Below are 23,512 nucleotides of genomic sequence, written 5' to 3'. Positions count from 1 at the left end.
GGCGTTGCGTCAACCCATTAAAGTACGATTTTTCTCACGCCTGTGCCGGAGGAGACATGGAACGACCCACTTTTGAAGGGACTCTCGTGTCCCAGCCGGACGACAAGCTACCGCTCGGCCGTGCGGCTTTTCTCGGGCTGCAGCACGTTCTTGCCATGGACGTGTATATCGTCCCCTTCATCATCGCTTCGGTACTCGCTTTCAGCATTGCCGATTCATCGGCGTTCATCCAGTCGGCATTCGTTGCGGCCGGGCTTGCAACGCTGATCCAGTCCCAGGTGCTGATGCGCCTGCCGATCGTACAGGGCCCATCCTATGTTCCGATCGGGGCCATACTGGCGATCGCCTTTGGTGCCGGCGGCGGCATCGCCGGGCTTTCGGCTGTCATAGGTGCGCTGATACCGGGCGCCATCCTGGTCGCGCTGCTTGGTTCGCCGACCAAGGTGTTCCATCGCATCGTCGGACGCTTGGTGCCGCCTATTGTGGGCGGAGCCATCATCATCGTCGTCGGCATCGCCCTGATGCCGGTCGCCCTCAAGGAAAGCGTCTTCGCCGTTCACGGCGCTGGCACTGTTGGCGGAAATATCTTGCTGGCCGCCGTTACGGCATTTCTGCTGGTCTCCTGCATGATGGCAGGCATCCGGATGGGCGCTGGAGGTAACTGGCTTCGCCTTTCCGCAGTGGTGATAGCGCTGGTCGGCGGATGCGTGGTGGCGAGCCTGATGGGCCAGTTAAGCTTGCAGGGCATGGAAGATGCCAGCTGGTTCACCTTGCCACGAATTGCCTTTGTGAATTTCGACATCACCTTCTCGGTGCCGGCAGTCCTGACCATGGTGCTCGTCTACCTAGTGGTTCTGGCCGAATCGACGGGAACCTGGTTTGCCATCGGCGCCGTCATTGACCGGCCGCTGACCGATGACCAGTTGGATCGCGGAGCGACGGGCGAGGGGCTGGGCTGTCTGGTCAGCGCTCTTTTGTGTAGCACGCCGGTAACCGGCTATTCGTCCAATGCCGGCATCATCGCCATTACCGGCGTCGCAAGCCGTGTCGCCTTCGCCGCAGCAGGCATACTGCTGGTCTGCTTCGGCCTGATCGGAAAGCTGTCCGCTTTGATTGCCTCGATTCCGGGTCCGGTGATCGGCGGCGTCTTTACCGTGCTGTGCGCGGTGATTGCCATGAACGGGTTCCGGGTGGTGCGTAGTGTCAAGCTCACTGAACGCAACATGTTCGTGATCGGCCTGCCGATTCTGATGGCGTTGTTCGCGACACTTCTTCCCGCCGATTACATGAAGACGCTGCCGAACCTGGCTCAATATCTGCTCGGTTCGTCGATCGCCTTCGGAGCCGTGTGGGCGATCCTGCTCAATCAGATTCTGCCGGTCGACAAGAACAATTCCGAGGCAGAAACCGCGCACTGAACCGCGGATTTTAGCACGTCAGGCTGCCGCCGGAGGCTTCGGCTTCAGCAGGCGGGCGCGCCTATAGGCGTCGGGGATAGAGAGAGCCCAGATGAAAAGCCCGCCGGCGTGCCGTCCGATGAACGACTGGTCAGCCGTGGTGGTCACATAGGTCAGCACGGAAAAAAGGACTACGGAGAGCGCAAACACCAACCCGCGCGGCGCCTCGCGAATTGCCACATGCCCAGCCCCCGGCAGGGCAATCGCAAGTGCGAGCACGAGATAGGGTTGAATTGGTTTTCTCATCGGTTGACCTCAGATCGTTGCGTGGGCGGGAACCGGCCGCTCGTCCAGCAGCACTTGGCTCAGAGCCTGCGTCTCGGAAAGCGCCATGCGTACGAGTTCCTGCGAAACAGCGGTGATCGGAAACGAAATCTGCCGCAGCACCAGATGGGCGCCACGTTCTCCCTGTGCCGCCTGACGGATCAGCCGCACGCCCCCCGGCGTGATGACCGCTTCCTTTACCCCCGGATCAGAGAACAATTTCTGGAACAGCGCCGAGACGCGTTCTGCCTGCACATGAGAGGCGCGGCCATCGCCGCGCATCAGAAGTGGGGCGCCGGTTTGCGGTGGAGGCATCCATTCGGGCAAGTCGTGCACGATCGAGTAGAATTCGGCTCCTGTGGGCCGGGCGAGGGCGCCGATCGACGGTCTCTGCAGAGCGGTCGCCTCGCTGACGGTCATCTTCAGCCAAAGCTGCGGCAGCCGCCGGAAAACCAACGTGTCGGCAATAAGCTCGATCTTCACCCGTCGGCGGTCCGGCAAATGCCCGACGAGAATCGGAAATGAATCGCGCCCAACGGTGATCTGCGCATCGGGAAACAGGCGTGCAGCGGAATCCAGGAGACTGCGACGCAGCTCGAGCGCTCTACGATGGTCCTGCAACGCCCGCATCGATAGCCAGGCTATCGAAACAGCCACGAAGATCATGAAGGCTGCGCTGGTGACCATAAGTTTGATGTCTACCTGGGCTGACGCGAAGCGTTCGAGTTGGAAAGGCCGCTTCTCGAAACGTGGCGGCGGCAACCGAATGTCACCGCCACATCAGAGCGCCGAGCGTCCGGTTGGACGCTCGGTCCGATGCTCAAGTTCAATACCCCTGCGGCCTCGGCCAGGGCATGGTGAACTGATCGCCCCGGCGCACAAACTGATAACGCCGGTAGTGGAACCAGAGCGACGCCACGATGTAGAAGCACATCATTGCGATGAGCTGAGTGCCGTAGCCGAGGAACACGGCGAAGAAGGCCGCCGAGCACAGCACAAGCAGGATGATCGTAGGCAGCGGGTGGAACGGATGCACATAGCCTCGCTTGATCGTGTCGAGGGGCCATTTCTTGCGGAACATCACCATGTTGAAGGTCATGAAGGTGTAGCCGAGAAGGCCGGACAGGATCGAGAAGGTGACCACCTGATCCAGCGGCGCACCAAGCGCGAAGATGAGCGCAATCGGCACCAGGAACACGATCGCCCGGTATGGCGTCCGATAGACCGGATGGACGGCACCGAACCAGCTCGGAAGATACCGGTCGCGGCCCATCGAGAACCATGCCCGCGACGCGTCGTTGATGCAGCCATTGGCGGATGCGAGCGTCGCAAAGATGGTGCCGATGAAAAGCAGGACCATCAGTCCGGTGTTGCCGGTAACGCGTGCGGCATCGAACAGCGGCGTGCCTGCCTGGCCGAGATATTCCCACGGCATCAAGCCAGAGCACATGTACCAGGTCATCGTGGCGGCAATCAGCAGCGTCATGATGCCTGCCATGGTGCCATAGGGAAGCGAACGTGCCGGCGAGCGCACTTCCTCCGCGGCCTGACAAGTGCCTTCGATGCCGAGATAATACCAAAGGCCGAAATGCAGGGCGGCGACAATGCCGACCCAGCCATAGGGGAGCGGTTCCTCGCTGACGGCCGAAAAGTCGAGAGGCACGTTCGACACGCCCAGATTGACCGCCAGGAAGAGAACGCAGATAGCCGTGAACGCGACTGCGACAATCACCAGGTTGAAGGTAAGGGTGGCGAGCACGCCGCGGTAGTTCAGCCACGCCAGGAACATGATGGCAAGGACGATGAATGGTTGCTGGTTCAGCCCTGAATGGCCCTGCATTCCAGCGACCGAATCGAGCAGGAAGCCAACGGTGATCGCGTTGGCCGCTTCTAGCATCGTGTAAGCCATCACGAGGAACAGGCCGACATTGAAGGCCATCAACGGGCCGACAATGTGCTTGGCCTGTGCGTATTGTCCGCCGGCCGCTGCAACCGTGGAGGTCACTTCGGAATCGATCATCGCCACGCAGGTGTAAAGCAGGCCCGCCACCCAACAGGCGACAAGGCCGGCAATCATGCCGCCTTTGCCGACCGCAAAATTCCAGCCCATATACTCGCCGACGAGAACGATGCCGACGCCGAGCGCCCAGACATGGGCGGGGCCGAGTACGCGCAGCAACTGAAGTCGTTCAGGTTGAGCCGCGTCAGAAGGTACATTTGCCATTCTCGTCGTCCCTCAAATCGTGTGACGTTCCTGCGTGGCTTCGATCTCGCCTTCGCGCGAGGAAGTCAGCAGGTCGTTGTCGTAAGTCGTGTCGATGCGAACGAGGTCGATAAGAAGAAGGGCGCCAAACATGAACGAAAGGCCCCAGGCGAGGTATTCCAGTATGTTCCACAAGTCCATGCAGCCCCTCCCTAGCGCTTCGAGCCGAAGCGCTCGTCCAATACTTCGCGGTATTCCTTGTCGGAGAGCCTCACCACCAGAACGAAATAGCCGATGACGAGGATCACCATGACGATCAGGGCGGTCCAGCTGAAGCTGTAGTCGAATCGCGCCGTGATGATGTCGTTTGCGGCGGCCGGATCGGTGATGCCGAGTGCGGCCCATTGTTTTTGTTCGGCAGCGTTCTGGCCCAGAGCCTCCCAGGTCGGATTCTCTATCGGGTTGGGCACTTTCGCGGCGCCGGCAAGCCCCAGATAGAGCGGGATATAGAGAGCGCCTACGGTGAGTATCAGCAGGGTGAACACATCGCCGATCTGACCCGAAAGGCTCTGCTTTTTCGGTTCATACGCCATAGCATCAACCCCGCCGCTTGCGCATCTCATCGAGATGCTTCAGGTCAAGTCCGTAGATGAAGTGCCGGTCTTCACTGTAGTGTCGCAGCATTGCGACGATTGCCGCTGTGTTCAGCAGCAGAACGAATCCACCGGAAATCATTAGAATGGTCTTTATCGTTGGAACTGTGATAAACGACCATATGCTGAAGAGTGTGAATAGAAGAGTTATCCATAATGCAATAACGAATAGGACCAGCCCGGCTTTATCGCGTGAGTGCATCCTGTGTATTCGTCGCTCTAGTTCGGCTTCCTCGGCATGACTACCTAGGGCTATTTCCATGGGGTCCCCTCCTTCACGAGACTGTGCTTCAGCCTCATCGGTTTTGCTTGCCCGGTAAAATATTTGCCTGCGAGGAAATGTTTTCCTAAACCCCGTGTGTGTCAAGAAAAACCGATTCCGCAGTGCACACGTTTTTTCTCGCATTAGCGAGGAAACCTTGAAAAAAATGGGTTTTTCGCCGAGCAACCTCTAAAAATAAAATGCAACCGGTTCGGTATTCGCGTTGGAGGCACTGTCCAACGACCGTCTCCGACGTCGATGAAGCACGCAGCTCAAACCGTTGCTGCGAGAAAGGTTGCATAACTTGCTTGTCGCGCCGTCGAATGATCCCAGCGCATAGCGGAGAACCGCCTCCTCCAGCCCACCGTCAGTAGAGAATCGAGCAGCCTCATGGCTCGGAACAATCGGGCCGCATGCAAGTTCGGGCACGACTTGCGCCGATGTGGCGCGATATGGGAGTGAGGTCGCGTTGAGCTATTCGCATCCGGACGTAAGGCGACTCCGAAGAGAATTTCACCTCCGGCGCCCGGAAGGCGGTGGCTCGAGATATCTCAGAGATGCTGGGCCGGGTGGTATTTCGGTTACCACGCTTCCGGCGAACATGGACATCACGGCCCGGCCGTTGGTCGTCGATCTCGACGGCACGCTGGTCAAGTCCGACTTGTTGATAGAGACGGCTTTTTCCGAACTTGGCCAGCGCCCGCATTCCCTTTTCGATATGGCGAGGGCGCTATGCTCGGGAAAAGCGGCACTGAAGCATCGGTTGTCGGAGCCGCGGGACTTCGATCCCGCTGTCCTGCCATATGATGGCGAGGTCCTGGAATACATCAAAAAGGCACGCTGCGAAGGACGACCCGTATACATCGCCTCGGCGAGCCATGAATACCTGGTTCGACGCGTCGCGGACCACCTTGGTCTGTTCACGGGGTGGTTTGCAACGGATGCGGCCACCAACTGTGCCGGCGAGATAAAAGCCCAGAAGCTTGTCGACGCCTTCGGCGAGCGGAATTTCGACTATATCGGCAACGATATGGCCGACCTGCCCGTGTGGCAGAAAGCTGCAAGCGCCGTTGCAATTCGGACGCCCGCAGGGGTGCTCCGCAAGCTCGGGCGCACGTGCCCGGTTGTCGAGCGCCTGGCCAGCGATCGCCCAACGTTGAAGTCATGGGCCAAGCAGGCGCGCGTACATCAATATGCGAAGAACGCGCTTGTGTTCGTCCCGCTCGTGACGGGCCATGTCTTTGAGCTGCACGCGTTCTTTCTGGCTTTTCTCGCCGCCGTCGCCTTCTCGCTGTGCGCGTCGGGCGTCTATATATTGAACGATCTCGTCGACCTGCAGGATGATCGGCGGCATTCCACGAAGTCGCATCGTCCCCTGGCGAACGGCACCATCCCGCTTTCCCACGGTCTCTTGGCAATTCCCTTGCTGCTCACGGCAGCGGTTTCGCTGGCCGCCCTTATCTCGCTGCCGTTCATGGGCGTGCTGATCGGCTACTTCGCCCTGACGACCGCCTACTCACTTTTCCTCAAGCGACAGATGCTCGTCGATGTGATCACGCTTGCGGCTCTCTACACCGCGCGGGTGGTTGGCGGCGCCGTGGCGTTGAACACCGGCGTCTCGGTCTGGCTGCTGGCGTTCTTCATGGCGTGGTTCCTGTCGCTGGCGCTGATCAAGCGCTATATCGAACTGGCCGGCCGGCGCGAGGCCAAGCTTCCCGACATCACGAGCCGCGACTACAAGAACAGCGACATCGAAATGGTCGCCGCCCTGGCTGCCGCCATGGGTTTCAATGCCGTGACGGTATTCGTCCTCTACGTTTCAAGCGACACGGTGGACCAACTCTACAGCCGGCCGGAGATCCTCTGGCTGATCGGTCCCGTACTCATCTACTGGATCGCCCGCGCCCTGATGCTGGCGCGGCGCGGACTCATGCATGACGACCCGGTCGTCTTCGCGCTCAAGGACCGGGCCAGCCTCGCAAGTGTGGCCATCATCATCGCCCTGGTCGTGATCGCGATGTGAAGAATGAGATTGTCCTGACAATGATCGCCAGGGCGGGTCCGGATGGGGGAGCCTCTTGATGACCATGGCAGTGCGCTATGTATTTTTTGCCGTCATCTCGGTGCTCGTCAATCTCGCGACGCAAGAGGGCATAATGAAACTCGCGCCGGTGCATGCCCTGGCCTTATCCATCCTTGGCGGCACTGCGACCGGCTTCGCGGTAAAATACGTTCTCGACAAGAAGTGGATTTTCCTCGACGGCTACACGTCGCATGGCGACGAGTTCCGCAAGGTGTCGCTCTACGCCTTGTTCAGCGTCGTCACCACTCTCGTGTTCTGGACGTTCGAGCTTGCGTTCTGGACCATCTGGCAGAGCGATATCGCAAAATACACCGGCGCAGCGCTCGGACTTTCGCTCGGCTATATGGCGAAATACGCGCTCGACCGCCGGTTCGTGTTTCGGCCGGAGCGTGTGTGATGCAGTTGCACGGCTGGGGACGCTATCCGCGTCACGAGAGCGAACTGGTGAATGTCATGGCGCCCGATGAGGTCCCGGCGCTTGTCGCTTCCCGATCCTCCATGATCGCGCGTGGAAACGGACGCGCCTATGGCGATGCCGCCATCGGCGAGCGGGCGACGCTGGCGACGCGCGGTCTCAATCGGATGAAGTCCTTCAATCCGGCAACCGGCTGTTTGACGGTCGAAGCCGGGGTGCTGCTGGGCGACGTCTTGCAGACCTTCGTGCCGAGAGGCTTCTTTCCGCCGGTGGTGCCAGGAACAAAGCTGGTCACGGTGGGCGGAATGATCGCCGCGGACGTACATGGCAAGAACCACCACCGGGACGGCGGCTTCGGCAATCACGTTCAGGAGTTCAAACTCGTTCTACCTGGCGGGAAAGCCGTCACCTGTTCGCCGCGGGAGAACCGTGAATTGTTCGACGCGACCGTCGGAGGGATGGGGCTCACGGGGGTGATCGTGGAAGCGACATTCACGATGAAGCCGGTCGAGACGGGCTGGATAATGCAAAGGACCACCGTCGCCGGCGATCTTGCCGCTGCGCTTAAGGCGCTCGATGCGTCTCAGAACGCCACCTATTCGGTTGCGTGGATCGATTGCCTGGCGCGCGGAGCGGCCCTCGGCCGATCTCTGGTGTTCGCGGGCGAACACGCGATGGCGGATGAAGTCCGGCTGGCTCGGCCGAAGAGAGAACTTTTCCCTCCAGCCAGGCGTAGGCGGCTCCGCGTGCCGATTGATCTGCCCGCCTGCATGCTTCATCGAGCCTCCGTCGCGGCTTTCAACGAAATATATTTTCGATCGGGCTCCAGAAGAGCCGAAGAGCCGTCCCTGGTTCATTGGGAACCGTATTTCTTCCCCTTGGACGCGGTCGATGACTGGAACCGGATCTATGGTCGCCGCGGCTTCGTTCAGCACCAATGTGTCGTGCCGACGGGTACCGCCCCTTCCGTCTTGGGAGAGATTCTCGAGCGAGTGACACTATCCGGCAAAGCTTCGTTCCTTGCCGTCCTCAAGAAAATGGGCCGGAGCAAGGGTGTCCTGTCGTTTCCGATGGAAGGCTACACGCTGGCGCTCGACCTTCAGGTCGCCGACGACGTTTTCGCGCTACTCGACGACATCGACCGGATCGTTGCTGCAGCGGGCGGGCGGCTCTACCTCGCAAAAGACGCAAGGCAGACGCCACGGACATTTGAAGCGGGCTACCCGCGTCTCGGCGAGTTCAAGGAGATCCGCCGCTCGATTTCCGCGGAAGGTCGCCTGGCGTCGCAACTCTCGAGGAGGCTGGCAATATGACGGATCGGCCGAAGACATTGCTTCTGATCGGGGCGACTTCCGATATTGGTCGCGCGACCGCCCTCGCTTACGCGCAGGCGGGATGGAACATCATTCTTGCCGCACGCAACGAAACAACTGCTTGCCGCAATCGCGACGACATCGCTACGCGCAGCACCAACGCTGTGTCCATCCAAGCGCTGGACATTCTTGACACGGAGCGGCTCAAAAGTTTCGTCGACGATCTTCCGGTGCTGCCGGACACCGTCGTCTGCGTCGTTGGCGAACTCGGCAACCAGGAACGCGCTCAATGGGATCTCAAACACGCCTCGATGGTCATGCGGACCAATTTCGAAGGTCCATCCCTGCTTCTTGGGCTGCTCGCCGAGCGGTTCCTGGCGCGCGGCAGCGGCGCCATCGTCGGCGTGAGTTCGGTGGCTGGCGACCGCGGACGCGGCTCCAACTATGTCTATGGCGCCTCCAAGGCCGGCTTTAGCGCTTTTCTGTCCGGCCTGCGAAATCGCCTGTCGTCCACCAGGCTGCGGGTTGTGACGGTGAAGCCCGGATTTGTGCGTACCCGAATGACCGCCGGCATGAAGCTGCCACCCTTCCTGACCGCCGAGCCGGAGGAGGTAGGCAGCGCCATCTTCGCTGCCGCGGAAGGCAGTCGCGGTCGCGACATCATCTATGTGCGAAGCATTTGGCGGCCGGTCATGTTCGCCATCTCGTCAATCCCAGAGCCCCTCTTCAAGAGACTTGGCCTGTGAGATGACGGCTGAGCTCCTGGAACGAGACGATCGGCCGGAATCTGCGACGGTCGCGACCTTAAAATCGGACTGGAGCGCACCCGCCCTGATCATCGCCATCGGCTGCGCATGCGCGCTGTTGCTGGCTTTGCCAGGAGCTACAGTCGCGACCAGGTCGCTCGATGAGCTGTTCTATATCCTGGATGGTGTCCATCGCGTGTCATGGGGGCAGGTGCCCAGCCGCGATTTTCATACCTCGCTCGGGCCGCTGAGCTTCTATCTTCCCGCCTTCGGCTACTGGCTTTCGGGCAGCTTCGGAGGTGCAGTTCCGGCGGCCATGGCATTACTGCTCGTCCTGCTGTCGCCTGTCGTGGCGCACGTGCTCACGTCGCGGCTGCGGCCTTTTCTTGCATTGCCGTTCGCCGCATTTCTCCTGCTCATACTGGCGGTCCCGATGAACCTGGGCGAGCCGGTCACGGCGCTTTCCTTTGCCATGTTCTACAACCGGATCGGCTGGGTCGCGATTGCCGTCCTGCTGGTGATGTACCTTGTCCCGTCCCGTCCTCGTTCGACCCAGTTTGCGCTCGACACCGCCTGCGCCGCTTTGCTGACCCTTCTGATGCTCTACACCAGGATCACTTACGGACTGGTGGCGCTCGGCTTCCTCCTGTTCATGCTCACCGACGCGCGGCAGTACCGATGGGCTGGGCTAGCGCTTGTTCTGGTCCTTGCCGCGGCGGCGATCGTGGAGCTCTTCTGGAGGGGCTCAGCCGAATTTGGCAGGGACGTCCTGATGGCCGCCGAGGCGGGCGGCTTGCTGCGCGGCAGTTGGGGGCAGCTCGTCGAAAGCTTTCTCGCCAACCTTGCCGACTACCTCTTGCTTGGCGTCATCGCCGCGCTCGCGTTCCGTCGCGGCCTAGGGATGCGCGACGTGCTGTTTCTGACTTTTTGTATGGTGGCCGGCTTCTGGCTGCTCAACCAGAACGTGCAGCGCTGGGGGATCATCTCGATCCACGCCGCGGCTGTTGTCGCGGCCGAGCGTGCACTTCGACGCCTGGAATGCTCTCCAAGATCAAATCAGGGCGACTGGATAAACGAGCAAGGCTTCAAACTGTTCTTTCTCGCACTCGTGCTTCCCACGATGGTCCATTGCGCAATTGCTCTTGGTCTTCATTCGGCGGTAGCGGCGGGCGGCGGCGGGCGACCTGTCCCGCTGCCACGGATGGATACTGTCGGGCTGGTCAATCTCTGGACTGATCGCGACTACCGGACGGCGAATTGGTATCTCGGCACCCTGCAGGGCGGTGTGGATTTGCTGTCGAAAATCGAGCCTCGCCCTGAGCGCGCAGTGGTCCTCGGCGGCGCCAACCCCTTTGCTGCCGCTCTCGACATGACGCCTCCGCGCGGCGACATGCCCGAGCTGCTATGGCGCGCGACCATCGATGAAGCTCACTACGTTCCACCGCAAATTTTGCTGGCGGATGTCGAGTTCGTGCTCGAGCGGCTGAGTGGAGGCAAAGGCGGGCCAGCCGCGGAGCTTTACCTGCCTTATGTGGCCCGGAACTTCCGGCGCGTGGGCGAAACCGAACATTGGCGAATTCACCGGCGCGACGTTGAATCTGCGGAGCAGAACGGAGCGGCTTCACAGCCAGTTGCCGCGGAGAACTCTCGGAGATGAACTGGCTCAAGACGTCATCTGCCCGGATCGGCTCACATCCAGTCTCCCGGTTCCTGTTCGGGTCCTCTCCAGGCTTTGAGGGGACTGGCTGAATGCTGCAAAGAGTCCCGGAACCCGGCCTGGCCGAAACGACCGATGCCGATCGACTTCCACGTCGGCTGCGGATGCCGGTCCCCGCGCTGATCGTCTGCTTCGGAATGGTGCTTGCAGTTCTTCTGGCGGCGCCCGGTCAGACGGTCACAACCAAATATCTGAATGACCTGTTCGTCTTCCTCGACGGTGCATATCGAATCGCGGCGGGTCAGGTTCCGAATGTGGATTTCCACAGTTCGCTCGGGCCGCTGGCCTACTACATACCCGCTGCCGGATACGGTCTTTCCGGCAGTTTAGCAGCCGCCATGCCGGTCGGAATGGGGCTGGTCGTCCTCGCGCTGGCGCTGATTGCGGCTCATGTGGTCGGCACAAGGATGCGGCCGGCCATCGGCCTCCCACTCGCGTTGTTCCTGCTCCTCATTGCAGCCGCACCGGTGAATTCCGGTGAAAGGATCACCGATCTCTCCTTCGCCATGTTCTACAACCGGGTCGGGTGGTCTGCGCTAGGCCTTCTGCTCGTGATGTACCTGCCGCCGGCGACACCGAGCCGCAGACAGACCGGGCTCGATGTCCTCTGCGGAGCCTTTCTTGTGCTCCTGATGCTCTACCTGAAGGCTACCTATGGCGTTGTCGCTTTGGCCTTCCTTGCATTGATGCTGCTTGACAGGCGAGGGCGCGGATGGGCGATGCCCGCAATCCTCACCTGCCTCGTCGCCGGTGTTCTGGTAGAGCTTGCGTGGGGCGGCACCGCTAGCCATGTCTCGGATCTCAGGCTTGCAGCACGGGTGAGCGGCGGCTTGCCGAGCTTTCGAGCGCTCGTTCTAACCGTCCTGCGGAATTTCGCCGATGTCCTTGTCTACTGCATCTTCGTTCTCTTGCTTGTCGTCGGCAGGAAACGTTTGGGCGATCTGCTGTTTGTGGGCTTCTGCGCGGCTACAGGCGTCCTGCTTATCGAGCAGAACTTCCAGGCTGCGGCAATCCCGACCCTTGCTGCCGGCGCCGCCGTTGCAGCCGAAGCATTGGCTCGTGCGCGGCAGACCGAGAGGAACCGCTGGAACGCTTTCGCTCCCGGACTGCCGCTCTTGCTGCTGGTGCTTATCCTGCCGGCCTCGGTGCAGAACGGGCTTTCGCTCGGATTGCACACCGGGCTGGCGGCAAGCCGGCAGGGCGACGAGATCCCTTTGCGGAACTTCGAAGGGATCAGACTAGCTCGAATGTGGAGCGATGGGGCATATCCGCGTTTCACCCGGTACATTGAAACTTTGCGAGACGGGGCAGGGGCGCTTGCCAGTCTGCCCGATCCGAACCGGGTCATGGTGCTGGATTTCGTCGGCCCATTCTCGGCGGGCCTCGGCCTGCAGCCGCCGCGGGGCGACAGCACCTGGTACCATTGGGGTCGAACCCTCAACGGGCAGAACTTCCCACCAGAGGAGATTTTCGCTGACGTGCAGATTGTCATGGAGCCGAAATCCCCGCTGGAGCGGCGTACCGCAAACGGCATGTGGCAAATCTATGGGGCTTATATCGCCGCTCACTACCAACTGGCGCGCGAGACCGCTTTCTGGCGGATCTATCTCGCGAAATCATCGGGCGTGGATGCCGCGCCGCGCCACTCGTCAGCTATCAATACAACCAGAAAAAGAACCAGCGCCCACCCATAGGCGGAGCCGACGGTAAACTCGACCCAGACCGGCTCTCCGAACTGTGAGATGATATATGGCGCCGGAATGATCAGCAGCGCCGCGACAAGCCATGTCGGGCTGCGGCGCCAGTATCGTAGAAGAACAGGAAGAAGAAACAGAGTGTAGTGAATCCATCCCAGCGGTGAAGCGAGCACAGCGGCAAGAAGGCCAAAACTGCTTGCCCGGATGACCGTAGGGCGCCGCCAATATGCCCAGGCCGCCAGGCCAGCGAGAAGCAGGCCACTGAGCACCACACCTGCTGCAGGCATGCCAATGCGCGCAGCCAAGCCGGCAAAGGACGCGTTCGTCAGGAAATAGGCCCGCTCCCCGTCGGAAGCGACTATCGTCAACCACCGCCAATAGATGTCCGGTCCGAATACCGCCAGGGGGACGGCGCTGATCGCAGCCGCCGTGACAAAGGAGATGAGTGGCGAAACCCGATGGCCGGACAGGAAAAGAAGGGTCGGCCAGACGAGAAAATTAGGCTTCATGGCGACCAGCAGGCCGATCAGGATTCCGGACCAGAAATTCTCGCCGCGCTCCAGGAGCAACCATGCCCCGACCGCCGCGAGCACGAAGGGCAGATAGATCTGGCCCAGATAGAGCGCATCCAGGAAGCCGGCGAGGCCGAAAGCCCATATGCCGACAAGGATGGCTTCCATGCCACGCGTGTAGCGCTGCACAAGCAGCACAACCGCCGCCGTGTAGCACGCGATCGAAATGCCCAGCCAGACCCAAAGCGAGGTGCGCGGTTCGGCAATGTCGAAGAGTTGGAAAAGCAGCGCGGAAATGGGTGGGTTCAGGTTCGGGTTCCAGGTCTCGAACCCGGGGACGACCACGTGTGGTGTGAGGGGCGGGTAAATTCCGTAAGGATCGAGGCCTTGCGCAGCCGCCCGCCCTGACGCGATGAATGCACCGAAATCCCACAATGCATGAGCCGAAACGAGGCGGGGAAGCTCGGTGGCGATTGCCCACGACGCTGCCAACGCCAAGGCCAGGGTGACGGCAAGCCGCAACACGCCTGAATTGCCCTCGTGACTCGCAGCGTTGGAGCGGGAAACCACGGAAGTGACGTCGAGAAATCTCATCCTGCTATCAGCTTGGTGGCACGTCCTTCCTCGCCGAAGGACACTGAGCGAACGGCGCCGTTATCGTCGGCGGTCAGGAGTCCAACGACGCGGCTCCAGAAAGACGACTAAGGATCGAAAGAACATCCTTGATGCTGGCTGGGGAACTTAGCTCGGGATCACGCGCCGTCACATCGTGAAGCTGGCGGATCGCGTCATCTGCGCCGCTCGAATCCCAACGACAACTCGGCTGTTCGAAAAGTACAAGCAAATCGGCGATTGCTTCGGCCAGCGCGATCTGATCCCAATCGGTTAACATCGCCGTCCCTCGGGTTTCGCCGCAGTGAGACTCCGACCCATGTCTTGCCGCTGTGCATGATCGCGCAGCTTACGGAATCCGCCGCCTAACACGCCATTGGCTTGAATGTTCCCGAGAATGCAGACCTTGCCACAAAGAAAGGATTGGCGCGTCGACACGCTCGATCGCCCGCCCGCCGCTTGGAACAAAGTTTCCTCGGGGTTGTTCGGGCCGATGTCAGGAGGATCCCTTGAGGTCGATTGCTCGGTTCTTATCATTGATACTGTGGCGTTCTCGCAGCAAACCGGTGCTTTCGGAACCCGGCTCGGTCGATGCCATCATTCGTTTGCTGAAGGGACAGAATGTCATCGACAGCGATGCTTCCGGATTGCCGTCCAGTAAGGCCTTGCCGGTGGTGCTATCGCGTAGACATGAACGTCGATGACACCTCAGCGAGGTGTTCATGTTCGCCGGCAATCACGTAAAAAGGGTGGCGTCCGTCAGATCAACGGGAGGAGTAAAGAAAGGAGCGCCTGATGGATACAGGGAAGGAAGAGCGGATAAGAACGCGTGCGCACGAGATTTGGGAACGTGAGGGCCGTCCCGAGGGTGACCATGAGCGCCATTGGCGACAGGCAATGCGGGAGATTGAGGAAGAAGACGCGGTGGGACAAACCGGCCCGGCCGAATCCGGGCTGGACGCAGATCTGCCAGGCGGAAGCCTTACAAGCGGGCGTCGGGCCGGGAGAACGGGTTCCCGCAACGCCGAGAAAGGCGCTCCGTCGGGCCAAGCTGCCGGAAAGCCGAAGCGCACGACAAAAAAGTAAGCGAACAATCAGCCCCGCTTTCGGCTAACGAGCATCGTTATCGGGGATGCCCCGAAGAGATCGGCGGCGGCCAGGAGCCGGTCCGCGATCTTGAAGCGCTCGCCTGTGAAAAGGTTATAAAGCGCGCGATCTTCGCAGCCCACAGGCATTCCAATGTGGGTCCGCAACCAGAATTCGGAATCGTCCCACCTCAGCGTGTGCTCGCAAAGCGGAAAGATTAGTCGCGGAACTGCGACTATTGCGAGGTCATCACCGAGAACTCGCATGAAGGCGACAAGATTGTCGCTCCTTTCGCCGGAAACCTGCAACGGCACATATGAACCCCGCGCGAAAAGATCTTGATGTGAGGCACGAAATTTCAGGCAGTCCGCGATCAACCGCTGCTTCGCCGTACCGTCGAGGATGTTGTTTTCGGAGAAAAATGGTTCTGAGGAGGTCAAGCGCGTTGCAAGCATCTCGAAATCGACCGCACGACGGTTGTCCGGATCGACCAGGCTCAAATCCGAAATTTCCGTTCCCTGATAGATGTCGGGAATGCCCGGTGCTGTCATCTTGATCAGGGTCTGGGCAAGACTGTTCAGGGCACCAACGCGGATGAACGGTTGCAGCGTCGCTGAAAAATCGTCCAGGAAAGCGCGGTTGTCCGGTGACAGCATGCGTGAAGCATAGTCGTTCACCGCCGCCTCATATGGTTCGTTCGGTTCGGTCCAGGCGGTTCGCAGCTTCGCTTCTCGCAGCGCTTTCTCGACATAGCCGGCAAACCTCTTCGACAACACGCCCAAAGCTGCGGCATTGCCGGTGCTCAGCTCTGCCGGCCAAACGCCGGCCAACGCCTGGTAAAGCAGCCATTCCGTTTCCGGCTCCGGTGCCGGGCCATCGTCAAGCTGCTTGATGCGGGAAACGTGCAGCGCCCGCCATCGCTCGACCGCACTTCCCCAGATTTCGGGCGCTTCGCTCAACGCATAGAGCCGCGCCCGTGCATCTTCGCCGCGTTTGGTGTCATGGGTCGAGGTGGCCAGCATTCCGTCCGGGTGAAGCCGGCGTTGATCGGCCATCCTGGCGTGGAAGTCCGTGAGTGAGCCGGCCGTGACAGGCTCGCCGCCTACCTCGTTCAGCGCGATCAGCCGGTTATACCGATAGAACAGCGTGTCCTCGACTGACTTCGCCATGACCGGACCGGTCAACTGCTGGAATCGCGTCCTGAAGTCGGATGCCCGCGCCGCCCCTCCTTCCGCAAACTCTCCGGTCAGCAGCCGGAGCACGAAATCAAGCGCCGCTTCGCCGACATTCTCACCCGTCGCGCGCACCTCTTCCGCAACTGCGCTGAGTAAATCGCGGTCACGCTGGGGCATGCCGCTGTCGGTTCCGTAAGTCCGATAGATTGGAAACTCCACGATCAGCTCGCCGATAGCCTGCGCGACCAGATCCGGCGGCAACGGCCTGCCGATAGATGCGGCCAACTCGCTTGCGAGGTTCGTCAGCGCGGTCAACTCGGTCTCGAAATTGTCGCGCACCATGAGGCGCCTGGCGGCACGCCGCTCGGCCTCGAGATCGGCGGTCACGCCCGCGCAACGGGCGTAGACCCGATCAAGCTCGGCCGCTTTTGCGCTGTCCACAAAAAAGCCGGCCATGCTGGCGATAAACTCGTAGCCGGTCGTGCCTTGTATCGGCCAGTCCGTCGGCAGCTTCTCATCGCCGACCAGTATCTTCTCGACGACGAGATAGACGTCGGGGCCGACTTCCTCCCGTAGCCGGTCAAGATGGGCTTTCGGGTCGGCCAGCCCGTCGACATGATCGACTCTCAACCCGTCCGCCCGGCCGGATCGCACCAGCTCCAGGATCAGCCGGTGGACATCGTCGAAGACCGTGTCGTCCTCTACCCGAACGCCGACGAGGCCGGTGACTTCGAAGAAGCGCCGATAGCTCAGATGTTTTTTGGCGTCCTTCCAGAAAACAAGTCGCCATGGCTGTGCGTCGTGAACTTGGTCGATGAACTGCGGATCCCCGGAAAGCTGCGCAAGCGTCTTCTCCAGGCGCAGTCTTGGCCCCTCGTCGGAAAGCAGCGCCGCAATCCGGCCGTGCATGGCTGCCGCGCTGCCCGGTGTCGCCATCGATGCATGCTGAACGATTTCCGCGGCAAGCGGGTCGTCCACTCGGGAAAGAATGCCGGAATAGCTCCGTGGATGCAGCGGCAGGCTGTTGTCGAAATAGACGAGCGCGAGCCCGCCCCGCCGCCGGTCCAGCCGAACGGACAGTTCGTTTGCGGCAAGCGCCTCCTGGTAGGTGCGGCCAAGAACCGGGAGCGTCAGCCGCTCGCGCCAGTCGATATCGAAGTGGTTCCGGAACGCGCTCTGCTCGCCCCACTCGACCACGTCGCGCCACCAGTCGTTCTCAAGCGACGCTGCCATGTGGTTGGGCACGATATCGAGGATCAGTCCCAGTCCCGCCTGCCTCAAGGCGGTGCTCAGACGCTCGAACCCTTCGCGTCCGCCGAGAACCGGATCGATCGCGTAGTGATCGACGACGTCGTAGCCATGCGTCGAACCGGTCGTGGCCTTGAAGATAGGTGAGGCGTAGAGATGGCTGATGCCGAGGCGTTTGAGATAAGGCACCGCCGAGACCGCGCGATCGAAATCCATTCCGTCGCGGAACTGCAGGCGATAGGTTGCCCGGGGCAGCATCATTGTGCCCTCGGCCGCTCGGTGGCCACGGCTTCGGTGATCGCGCGGAAAAGTGCACTGTCCGGCAGGTCTTCCAGTGCCACCGATGATTTGAGGCGCCAGTTCGGATAGCTGTCGGTCGTGCCCGGCAGATTGGTGGGCCGGCGTTCGCCGGTCAGATCGGCGAGCCGGACACCGGCGAGCACGCAAGGGGTCTTTGCCACGAAACGATGGGCGGCCACGACAAGCGCGGCCGGCAGAGGCGCCGCAGGGTTGCTTGCGGCTGCCTGCACTACGGGGAAATCGTATTCCGGCAACGCGCCTGTATCCAACATCGAACGGATGATCGCATCGCGCTCGCTTGTCCTCGCCGAGCGCTGCGTGGCGGCGGCGGCTTCATCGATGAACCCATGCTCCAGCCGCAGGTCGATATCGTCGCCGCGCCACCAGCCGTTCAGTGTCGGGAGATCGTGGGTCGAGAGGCAGGCAAGCGCCAGGCGCGGATAGGCACCGGCCGCTATGAAGTCTTCGTCCTGCTTTTCGAAGTACAGGATGCGGTATGACAGGATCGTCGTCTCTCGCATCACCTCGCGGAATCCCGGCGGCACATGGCCCAGATCCTCGCCGATCACGATCGTCCGATGCTGTTGCGATTGCTCGGCCAGCAGGGCAAGCAACCGTTCGACGGGATAACGAACATATGCCCCCTGGTCGGGCCGCCCGCCTTCCGGGACGAAGAAGAGCTGCCATAGCGACATTGCATGGTCGACACGAAGCGCGCCAGCGTGCCGCATCAAGGTGTCATTCATCTGCCGGCAAAGAGAGAAATCCGTTCTTGTCATCGCGAGCGGCGACGTCGGCGCGAGCCCCCAATCCTGTCCTTCCGCCGTAAACATGTCGGGCGGGGCGCCGATGCTCATCCCGGGGACAGAGAGGCTCGGGTCGCTCCAGCTCGCCGATCCATCCGGTGTCTCGCCCACGGCGAAATCCAGATAGAGGCCGATCCGCAATCCGGCACGGCGCGCTGTGGCCGCACCCTGCGCCAACTGGGTCCGAGCTATCCATTGTAGCCAGGCATGAAACAGGATTTCGTCTTCACTGGCTTCGGCGAAGGCTTGCACGGACGGGCTGTCCACGCTGCGGAATTGCTCTGGCCAGCCTTTCCAGCCGGAGCTTCCGTTCCTGGCCACCATTGCTGCAGAAATGGCTTCGAACAATGCGTGGCGCCACAGCGCCTCGCCGGAGTGTTTTCGGAATTCACGGAAATCTTCGGCGGAAAACGGGGAGGGCCTCTGCTCAGCGTCCTGCCGCCAGCACTGCCAAACACGGCGCAGCGCGCCGATCTTGAGATTGGCGACACCGGCATAGTCGACCAATTCGCAATTGCGCAGCTTCTCAGCGGCATCGTTGTCGCTCTGGCTTGGCTCATAACCAGGCACGTGATCCACCGCGATGTAGAGCGGATTGAGGAACAACCTGTTGGAAGGCGAGAAGGGGCTGCACCGGTTGGCATCCGAGACGAACAAGGCGTGGAGCGGATTTATGCCGACGAAGTCGGCGCCGGCCCTAGCCGCAATGCGGCAGAACTCGGCAAGATCGGCGAAGTCGCCAATGCCCCAGTTGCGGCGGGACCGAAGCTCGTAAAGCTGAAGCGAGATACCCCAGGCTTTCCCGTTTTCGAGCCACTCGGGCAGGTAACAGCGTTTTCCTGCCGCGGCTCGCAGGGTGGGTGGTTCAAGTCCCTCGGCTTGCACTAGGCTCGCTGCGATTGCCGCGTCGGAATCGGCTGCGATTCCGAGAGAAGCCAGGATCCTGACTGTCGTTTCATCCGACACCGCTTGCCTTCCGGCGAAACCGTCGAGCACCCGCGCAATGCCATAGCGCCGCGCCAATTCATCGAGTTGCGGCGAGCTCATGTTCAAGTGCCCTCGATGGCAACCACGATGGATCGGCCTGGAAGCCTTCCATCCCTGAGTGCCCGAGCCGCATCTTCGGACTCGGCAAAAATCAGATTCCCTGCAAATTTTGGCGACGCCTTTTCCTCTGCCGTGAAGTTGGCGCGCATCTGAAGGCGGCCTTTTGCAAAATTCCAGTCAACGGCAACGATGCCTTCCTCCGCTTCAAGAATTCGGCCGGCATTCCCGCTCGCGCGGCCCAACAGCGGGACGATATGTAGCCGGCGCAGCTTGAGCAGTTTCCGGGTGAAGGCGAGCCATTCATGGCCGTTTTCAGTCTCCAGCGCCTTCCAGTCGATCTTCGACTGTTCGAAGGTGGCTTCCGCATTGGGGTCGGGTACCCGCTCGGGCGCGTTTGCGAATGCCGCGAATTTCGCGAACTCCAGGCGCCGACCGTCGCAAACAGCGGCGGCAAGTTCGCCCTGGAAATCGGTGAAGAAGTAAAAGGGCCGCGTCTCTCCAAATTCCTCGCCCATGAACAGAAGGGGGATATGCGGCGACAGCAGCAGGACAGCCGAAAGCACCCGGCGAAGGGGCTCATCCGCAAGCATGGAAAGGCGCTCGCCCAGTGCCCGGTTGCCGACCTGGTCATGGTTCTGGAGAAAGTCTATGAAGACCGACGGCGGCAAATGCCGGCACGGTTCGCCACGCGGCAGGCCACCGCCATGCGCCGACGGTTGGCCTTGATAAACGAAGCCTTCGGCGAGCGCCCGTGCCAGCTTGCCTGCCGGATGGTCGGCGAAATCCTCATAGTAGCCATCGGTTTCCCCAGTCGCGAGGACATGTGCGGCGTTGTGGAAATCGTCATTCCATTCCGCCGTGTAGCGGAGCGGCCGTCCGTCCTTGTTGCGCTGGTGCAGATGGGTGGCATTGCGATTGTCCTCGGTCGTCAGATGAATGTGCCGGCCCGGAAACTCCGCTCTGACAAGCTCCGCGATCTCGACCAGAAGCTCGGTTGCCGAATCCGGATCCCTGATCTGGTCGATGGCGTCAAACCGCAGTCCGTCGAGATGGAATTCCTCCAGCCAGTAAAGCGCGTTCTCGACGAAAAACCGCCTGACCGGCGCTTTCTCGTAGGCGATCGCGCTTCCCCACGGGGTGTGGCGTTCGGGATGGAAAAACGCCGGTGCGAGGTTCGAGAGGTAGTTCCCATCCGGTCCGAAGTGATTGTAGACGACGTCGAGCAGCACCATCAGACCATGCGCATGCGCGGCGTCGATGAAGGTCTTCATGTCTTCCGGCGAGCCATAGGCGCGATGCGGCGCATAAAGGAGCACGCCGTCGTATCCCCATCCGCGCTCGCCGGCGAACTGGGCGACCGGCATAATCTCGACTGCCGTCACACCAAGGTCGGCGAGATACGGGAGCCTTTCAATGGCAGCACTGAACGTGCCTTCAGCCGTAAATGTGCCGACATGCAATTCGTAGATGACCGCCTCTTCCCACGGACGACCACCCCATTCCACGTCCTTCCAGGGATAGTGGGTCGGGTCCACGACGATCGACGGGCCATGAACATCGCCCGTCTGCGCACGGGCAGCCGGATCGGGAACGACGGTCAGGTCGGGCAGCACGAAGCAATAGGGCGCGCCGGCATCCACGCCGGAGGCCATGAGTTCGAACCACCCGTCATCGTCGCGCGTCATGGGCGTGTCGGCGCCGCCGAGCCGCAGCGCCAGGCTTTTCGCGCCTGGCGCCCAGACGCGAAATCGCACCTCGCCTGCGTGCACAAACTCGGCGCCCCAGGATCTTGGAAAGGCGCGGGACTCATTCGGCGAGCCGAGAGCATTCATTCCCAGTGCTCCAAAAGAACGACCGAGCGCGCCTCGACGTTGTACGAGCCTTGCTCAGCAGTTCTTTCGGCCGCTTCGTCCGCGATCGCGGCAGCGGTGTCGATCAAAACCCGCCATTGCATCTCCTGTCCGCCAGACAGGCTGAAGGGGATGGCTTCATGATGGGTATTGAACAGCGCCAGCAATTCTCCTTCCTCCCCGGCCAGATGCATGGCGAAGGCTCGGGTGTCGGGTGCCTGCCAGTCGCCCGGCTGCATGAACTCGCTGTCCGGCCGCAGCCATTTGATGTCGACGAGCCCCGTCTCGCCGACCGGTTCGGCATGCAGGAAGTTCCATTGTCTCAACAGGGGCCGCGAGCGCCGGATGCGGATTACACCGCACAGGAATGCGCAAAAGTCCTCGTCGCGTTCGTCTATCCCGCTCCACGGTAGCCAGTTCATTTCGTTGTCCTGGCAATAGGAATTGTTGTTGCCGTTCTGGCTTCGGCCGACCTCGTCTCCCATCAGGACCATCGGCGTGCCTTGCGAGAGCAGCATGGTGGCGGCAAGAGCTCGCCGCATGCGATCGCGCAGATCGAGCACCGCCGCATCGTCGGTTGCGCCTTCCACCCCGCAGTTCCAGCTCAGATTGTGCGAATGGCCGTCGCGGTTCTGCTCGCCATTCGCCTCGTTGTGCTTGTCATTGAAGCTGACCACGTCGGACAGTGTGAATCCGTCATGCGCAGTGATGAAGTTGACGCTTGCCCATGGCCGCCGCCCGCGCTTGTCGAAGCGGTCCGCCGAGCCGAGCAAATTGCTCGCCAGATCCGGCGCGATGCCGTTATCACCCTTCCAGAATGCGCGGACGGTGTCCCTGAAATTGTCGTTCCATTCGGCCCAGCCCGGCGGGAAATTGCCGAGCTGATAGCCGTCCGGCCCGGTGTCCCAGGGTTCGGCGATCAGCTTGACCTTTTGCAGCACCGGGTCCTGACGAATGGCTTCGAAGAACACGGCGTGGTGATCGAATGCCGCCCGGTCGCGCCCAAGCGTGCTGGCAAGGTCGAAGCGGAACCCGTCGACGTGGCAATCCTCGACCCAGTAGCGCAAGGAATCCATCACCATCTGAAGCACCCGCGGGTGGCGCAGGTTCACGTTGTTGCCGCAGCCGGTGGTGTCGAAATAATAGCGGGGGTCGTCCCCCAGCACGTAGTAGCTGGCGTTGTCTATTCCCTTGAACGACAGCGTCGGGCCCATCTGGTTGCCCTCTGCGGTGTGGTTGTAGACCACATCGAGAATGACTTCGATGCCGGCTTCATGCAGCCGCCGGACAAGCAGTTTGAATTCGTGGATGCCGCTGCCGGGAGAGATGTATCTAGGCGCCGGCGCGAAGAAGCCAATGGTGTTGTAGCCCCAATAATTCTTCAGGCCACGCTCGATCAGATGACGGTCGTCGAAGAACGCCTGGCTTGGCATGAGCTCGACGGATGTGACGCCCAGCTTCACGAAATGGTCGATCACGCGCGGGTCGGCGAGGCCGCCGAACGTGCCGCGTAGCTGTGTCGGGATGTCGTCGTGCAATGCCGTCATCCCCTTCACGTGAGCTTCGTAGATGATCGTGTGTGCCCAGGGCACCTGTGGCCGAAGATCGGCCCCCCAGGTTACGGCCGGATCGACGACGACACATTTGGGCAGGACAGGTGCCGAGTCGCGCTTGTCGAAGGAGAGATCGGCGCGGCTGCTTCCGACGCGATAGCCGAACGCAGCATTGTGCCACTTTATCTCACCGCGCAGTTCGAGGGCGTATGGATCGAGCAGAAGCTTGTTGTGATTGAAGCGGTGCCCAGCCTCGGGCGCGTAGGGTCCATGGACCCGATAGCCGTAAAGCTGCCCCGGTCGGACATCCGGCAGGTAGCCGTGCCAGACCTCATCGGTATATTCCGGGAGCGTAACCCGCTCCAGCTCCCGCTTGCCATTGTTGTCGAACAGGCACAGTTCGACTTTGGTCGCGTTGGCTGAAAACAGGGCGAAATTGACGCCCGAGCCATCCCATCGCGCCCCGAGCGGGAAGGAAGAGCCATGCGAAACGCGAAACCTGTTCGTCATCGG

At 61.2% G+C, this 23,512-nt stretch carries 20 protein-coding genes; 8 read left to right on the top strand and 12 right to left on the bottom strand.

Going from position 1 to position 23,512, the window contains the following annotated elements; translation table 11 throughout:
• The first annotated feature begins 56 nt into the window (after window positions 1–56).
• Window positions 57–1,418 carry a uracil-xanthine permease family protein gene (locus ACLKMW_RS07590; protein ID WP_415723801.1) on the top strand — a complete coding sequence of 454 codons (1,362 nt, stop codon included), beginning with the start codon at window positions 57–59 and terminating at the stop codon, window positions 1,416–1,418.
• An 18-nt stretch (window positions 1,419–1,436) separates the two neighbouring features.
• Here ACLKMW_RS07590 and ACLKMW_RS07585 read toward each other — a convergent pair whose 3' ends face one another.
• The 6 genes from ACLKMW_RS07585 to ACLKMW_RS07560 form a co-directional block, all read right to left on the bottom strand.
• Window positions 1,437–1,703: a hypothetical protein gene (locus ACLKMW_RS07585; protein WP_415723800.1), complete on the bottom strand. Its 267-nt coding sequence runs from the start codon at window positions 1,701–1,703 to the stop codon at window positions 1,437–1,439.
• A gap of 9 nt (window positions 1,704–1,712) precedes the next feature.
• Window positions 1,713–2,408, bottom strand: coding sequence for a hypothetical protein (locus ACLKMW_RS07580; RefSeq protein WP_415723799.1), 696 nt, complete (start codon window positions 2,406–2,408; stop codon window positions 1,713–1,715).
• A gap of 139 nt (window positions 2,409–2,547) precedes the next feature.
• Window positions 2,548–3,945 (bottom strand): APC family permease, encoded by a 1,398-nt coding sequence (locus ACLKMW_RS07575; RefSeq protein ID WP_415723798.1) that lies wholly within the window; start codon window positions 3,943–3,945, stop codon window positions 2,548–2,550.
• Between the two features lie 12 nt (window positions 3,946–3,957).
• A complete protein-coding gene (locus ACLKMW_RS07570; protein WP_415723882.1) occupies window positions 3,958–4,125 on the bottom strand; it encodes a hypothetical protein in 168 nt (55 codons plus the stop codon).
• A gap of 11 nt (window positions 4,126–4,136) precedes the next feature.
• Entirely contained in the window at window positions 4,137–4,517 is a 381-nt protein-coding gene (locus ACLKMW_RS07565) for a hypothetical protein (protein ID WP_415723797.1), read from the bottom strand.
• A 4-nt stretch (window positions 4,518–4,521) separates the two neighbouring features.
• A complete protein-coding gene (locus ACLKMW_RS07560; RefSeq protein ID WP_415723796.1) occupies window positions 4,522–4,839 on the bottom strand; it encodes a hypothetical protein in 318 nt (105 codons plus the stop codon).
• Between the two features lie 601 nt (window positions 4,840–5,440).
• Here ACLKMW_RS07560 and ACLKMW_RS07555 point away from each other — a divergent pair.
• The 6 genes from ACLKMW_RS07555 to ACLKMW_RS07530 all read left to right on the top strand — a co-directional run bounded on the left by ACLKMW_RS07555 (window position 5,441) and on the right by ACLKMW_RS07530 (window position 12,807).
• Window positions 5,441–6,862, top strand: a complete 1,422-nt coding sequence (locus ACLKMW_RS07555) for a UbiA family prenyltransferase (protein ID WP_415723795.1) — start codon at window positions 5,441–5,443, stop codon at window positions 6,860–6,862.
• 58 nt (window positions 6,863–6,920) lie between these two features.
• Window positions 6,921–7,319 carry a GtrA family protein gene (locus ACLKMW_RS07550; protein ID WP_415723794.1) on the top strand — a complete coding sequence of 133 codons (399 nt, stop codon included), beginning with the start codon at window positions 6,921–6,923 and terminating at the stop codon, window positions 7,317–7,319.
• Window positions 7,319–8,650, top strand: coding sequence for an FAD-binding protein (locus ACLKMW_RS07545; RefSeq protein ID WP_415723793.1), 1,332 nt, complete (start codon window positions 7,319–7,321; stop codon window positions 8,648–8,650). Before ACLKMW_RS07550 ends, ACLKMW_RS07545 begins: the two co-directional genes overlap by 1 nt.
• Window positions 8,647–9,396, top strand: coding sequence for an SDR family oxidoreductase (locus ACLKMW_RS07540; protein ID WP_415723792.1), 750 nt, complete (start codon window positions 8,647–8,649; stop codon window positions 9,394–9,396). The genes ACLKMW_RS07545 and ACLKMW_RS07540 overlap by 4 nt, the downstream gene beginning before the upstream one ends.
• Before the next feature lie 211 nt (window positions 9,397–9,607).
• Window positions 9,608–11,053 (top strand): hypothetical protein, encoded by a 1,446-nt coding sequence (locus tag ACLKMW_RS07535; protein WP_415723791.1) that lies wholly within the window; start codon window positions 9,608–9,610, stop codon window positions 11,051–11,053.
• Between the two features lie 92 nt (window positions 11,054–11,145).
• Entirely contained in the window at window positions 11,146–12,807 is a 1,662-nt protein-coding gene (locus tag ACLKMW_RS07530) for a hypothetical protein (RefSeq protein WP_415723790.1), read from the top strand.
• On the opposite strand, the gene ACLKMW_RS07525 is transcribed toward ACLKMW_RS07530, so the two are convergent.
• The gene (locus ACLKMW_RS07525) at window positions 12,717–13,916 is read right to left on the bottom strand and encodes a glycosyltransferase family 87 protein (RefSeq protein ID WP_415723789.1); all 1,200 of its coding nucleotides are present in this window, start codon (window positions 13,914–13,916) and stop codon (window positions 12,717–12,719) included. The genes ACLKMW_RS07530 and ACLKMW_RS07525 overlap by 91 nt on opposite strands.
• A 73-nt stretch (window positions 13,917–13,989) precedes the next feature.
• A complete protein-coding gene (locus ACLKMW_RS07520; RefSeq protein WP_415723788.1) occupies window positions 13,990–14,214 on the bottom strand; it encodes a hypothetical protein in 225 nt (74 codons plus the stop codon).
• A gap of 515 nt (window positions 14,215–14,729) precedes the next feature.
• On the opposite strand from ACLKMW_RS07520, the gene ACLKMW_RS07515 reads away from it, so the two are divergent.
• On the top strand, window positions 14,730–15,020 hold the full coding sequence (locus ACLKMW_RS07515) for a DUF2934 domain-containing protein (protein ID WP_415723787.1): 291 nt from the start codon (window positions 14,730–14,732) through the stop codon (window positions 15,018–15,020).
• Between the two features lie 8 nt (window positions 15,021–15,028).
• On the opposite strand, the gene treY is transcribed toward ACLKMW_RS07515, so the two are convergent.
• Genes treY through glgX form a run of 4 tightly spaced genes read right to left on the bottom strand, consistent with a single transcriptional unit; the run spans window position 15,029 to window position 23,509 of the window.
• Window positions 15,029–17,704 carry a malto-oligosyltrehalose synthase gene (treY, locus tag ACLKMW_RS07510; protein WP_415723786.1) on the bottom strand — a complete coding sequence of 892 codons (2,676 nt, stop codon included), beginning with the start codon at window positions 17,702–17,704 and terminating at the stop codon, window positions 15,029–15,031.
• Window positions 17,701–19,596, bottom strand: a complete 1,896-nt coding sequence (gene malQ / locus ACLKMW_RS07505) for a 4-alpha-glucanotransferase (RefSeq protein ID WP_415723785.1) — start codon at window positions 19,594–19,596, stop codon at window positions 17,701–17,703. The genes treY and malQ overlap by 4 nt, the downstream gene beginning before the upstream one ends.
• A 2-nt stretch (window positions 19,597–19,598) precedes the next feature.
• Window positions 19,599–21,428 carry a malto-oligosyltrehalose trehalohydrolase gene (gene treZ, locus ACLKMW_RS07500; protein ID WP_415723784.1) on the bottom strand — a complete coding sequence of 610 codons (1,830 nt, stop codon included), beginning with the start codon at window positions 21,426–21,428 and terminating at the stop codon, window positions 19,599–19,601.
• On the bottom strand, window positions 21,425–23,509 hold the full coding sequence (gene glgX, locus ACLKMW_RS07495; protein ID WP_415723783.1) for a glycogen debranching protein GlgX: 2,085 nt from the start codon (window positions 23,507–23,509) through the stop codon (window positions 21,425–21,427). Before glgX ends, treZ begins: the two co-directional genes overlap by 4 nt.
• Window positions 23,510–23,512: the final 3 nt, after the last annotated feature.

Origin of the sequence: Borborobacter xinjiangensis (assembly GCF_047739745.1) — a bacterium.
Taxonomy (GTDB): Bacteria; Pseudomonadota; Alphaproteobacteria; order Rhizobiales; family Rhizobiaceae; genus Pseudaminobacter.
This window is presented reverse-complemented; position numbering and strand designations above follow the sequence as displayed.

What these genes read in the sequence shown, in the direction of transcription:
- treZ (WP_415723784.1), bottom strand. Translation starts at nt 21,428, where the DNA reads ATGAATGCTCTCGGCTCGCCGAATGAGTCCCGCGCCTTTCCAAGATCC.
- glgX (WP_415723783.1), bottom strand. Translation starts at nt 23,509, where the DNA reads ATGACGAACAGGTTTCGCGTTTCGCATGGCTCTTCCTTCCCGCTCGGG.
- ACLKMW_RS07570 (WP_415723882.1), bottom strand. Translation starts at nt 4,125, where the DNA reads ATGGACTTGTGGAACATACTGGAATACCTCGCCTGGGGCCTTTCGTTC.
- ACLKMW_RS07555 (WP_415723795.1), top strand. Translation starts at nt 5,441, where the DNA reads ATGGACATCACGGCCCGGCCGTTGGTCGTCGATCTCGACGGCACGCTG.
- ACLKMW_RS07550 (WP_415723794.1), top strand. Translation starts at nt 6,921, where the DNA reads ATGACCATGGCAGTGCGCTATGTATTTTTTGCCGTCATCTCGGTGCTC.
- ACLKMW_RS07585 (WP_415723800.1), bottom strand. Translation starts at nt 1,703, where the DNA reads ATGAGAAAACCAATTCAACCCTATCTCGTGCTCGCACTTGCGATTGCC.
- ACLKMW_RS07560 (WP_415723796.1), bottom strand. Translation starts at nt 4,839, where the DNA reads ATGGAAATAGCCCTAGGTAGTCATGCCGAGGAAGCCGAACTAGAGCGA.
- ACLKMW_RS07540 (WP_415723792.1), top strand. Translation starts at nt 8,647, where the DNA reads ATGACGGATCGGCCGAAGACATTGCTTCTGATCGGGGCGACTTCCGAT.
- ACLKMW_RS07520 (WP_415723788.1), bottom strand. Translation starts at nt 14,214, where the DNA reads ATGTTAACCGATTGGGATCAGATCGCGCTGGCCGAAGCAATCGCCGAT.
- treY (WP_415723786.1), bottom strand. Translation starts at nt 17,704, where the DNA reads ATGATGCTGCCCCGGGCAACCTATCGCCTGCAGTTCCGCGACGGAATG.
- ACLKMW_RS07575 (WP_415723798.1), bottom strand. Translation starts at nt 3,945, where the DNA reads ATGGCAAATGTACCTTCTGACGCGGCTCAACCTGAACGACTTCAGTTG.
- ACLKMW_RS07525 (WP_415723789.1), bottom strand. Translation starts at nt 13,916, where the DNA reads ATGAGATTTCTCGACGTCACTTCCGTGGTTTCCCGCTCCAACGCTGCG.
- malQ (WP_415723785.1), bottom strand. Translation starts at nt 19,596, where the DNA reads ATGAGCTCGCCGCAACTCGATGAATTGGCGCGGCGCTATGGCATTGCG.
- ACLKMW_RS07590 (WP_415723801.1), top strand. Translation starts at nt 57, where the DNA reads ATGGAACGACCCACTTTTGAAGGGACTCTCGTGTCCCAGCCGGACGAC.
- ACLKMW_RS07580 (WP_415723799.1), bottom strand. Translation starts at nt 2,408, where the DNA reads ATGGTCACCAGCGCAGCCTTCATGATCTTCGTGGCTGTTTCGATAGCC.
- ACLKMW_RS07530 (WP_415723790.1), top strand. Translation starts at nt 11,146, where the DNA reads ATGCTGCAAAGAGTCCCGGAACCCGGCCTGGCCGAAACGACCGATGCC.
- ACLKMW_RS07545 (WP_415723793.1), top strand. Translation starts at nt 7,319, where the DNA reads ATGCAGTTGCACGGCTGGGGACGCTATCCGCGTCACGAGAGCGAACTG.
- ACLKMW_RS07515 (WP_415723787.1), top strand. Translation starts at nt 14,730, where the DNA reads ATGGATACAGGGAAGGAAGAGCGGATAAGAACGCGTGCGCACGAGATT.
- ACLKMW_RS07565 (WP_415723797.1), bottom strand. Translation starts at nt 4,517, where the DNA reads ATGGCGTATGAACCGAAAAAGCAGAGCCTTTCGGGTCAGATCGGCGAT.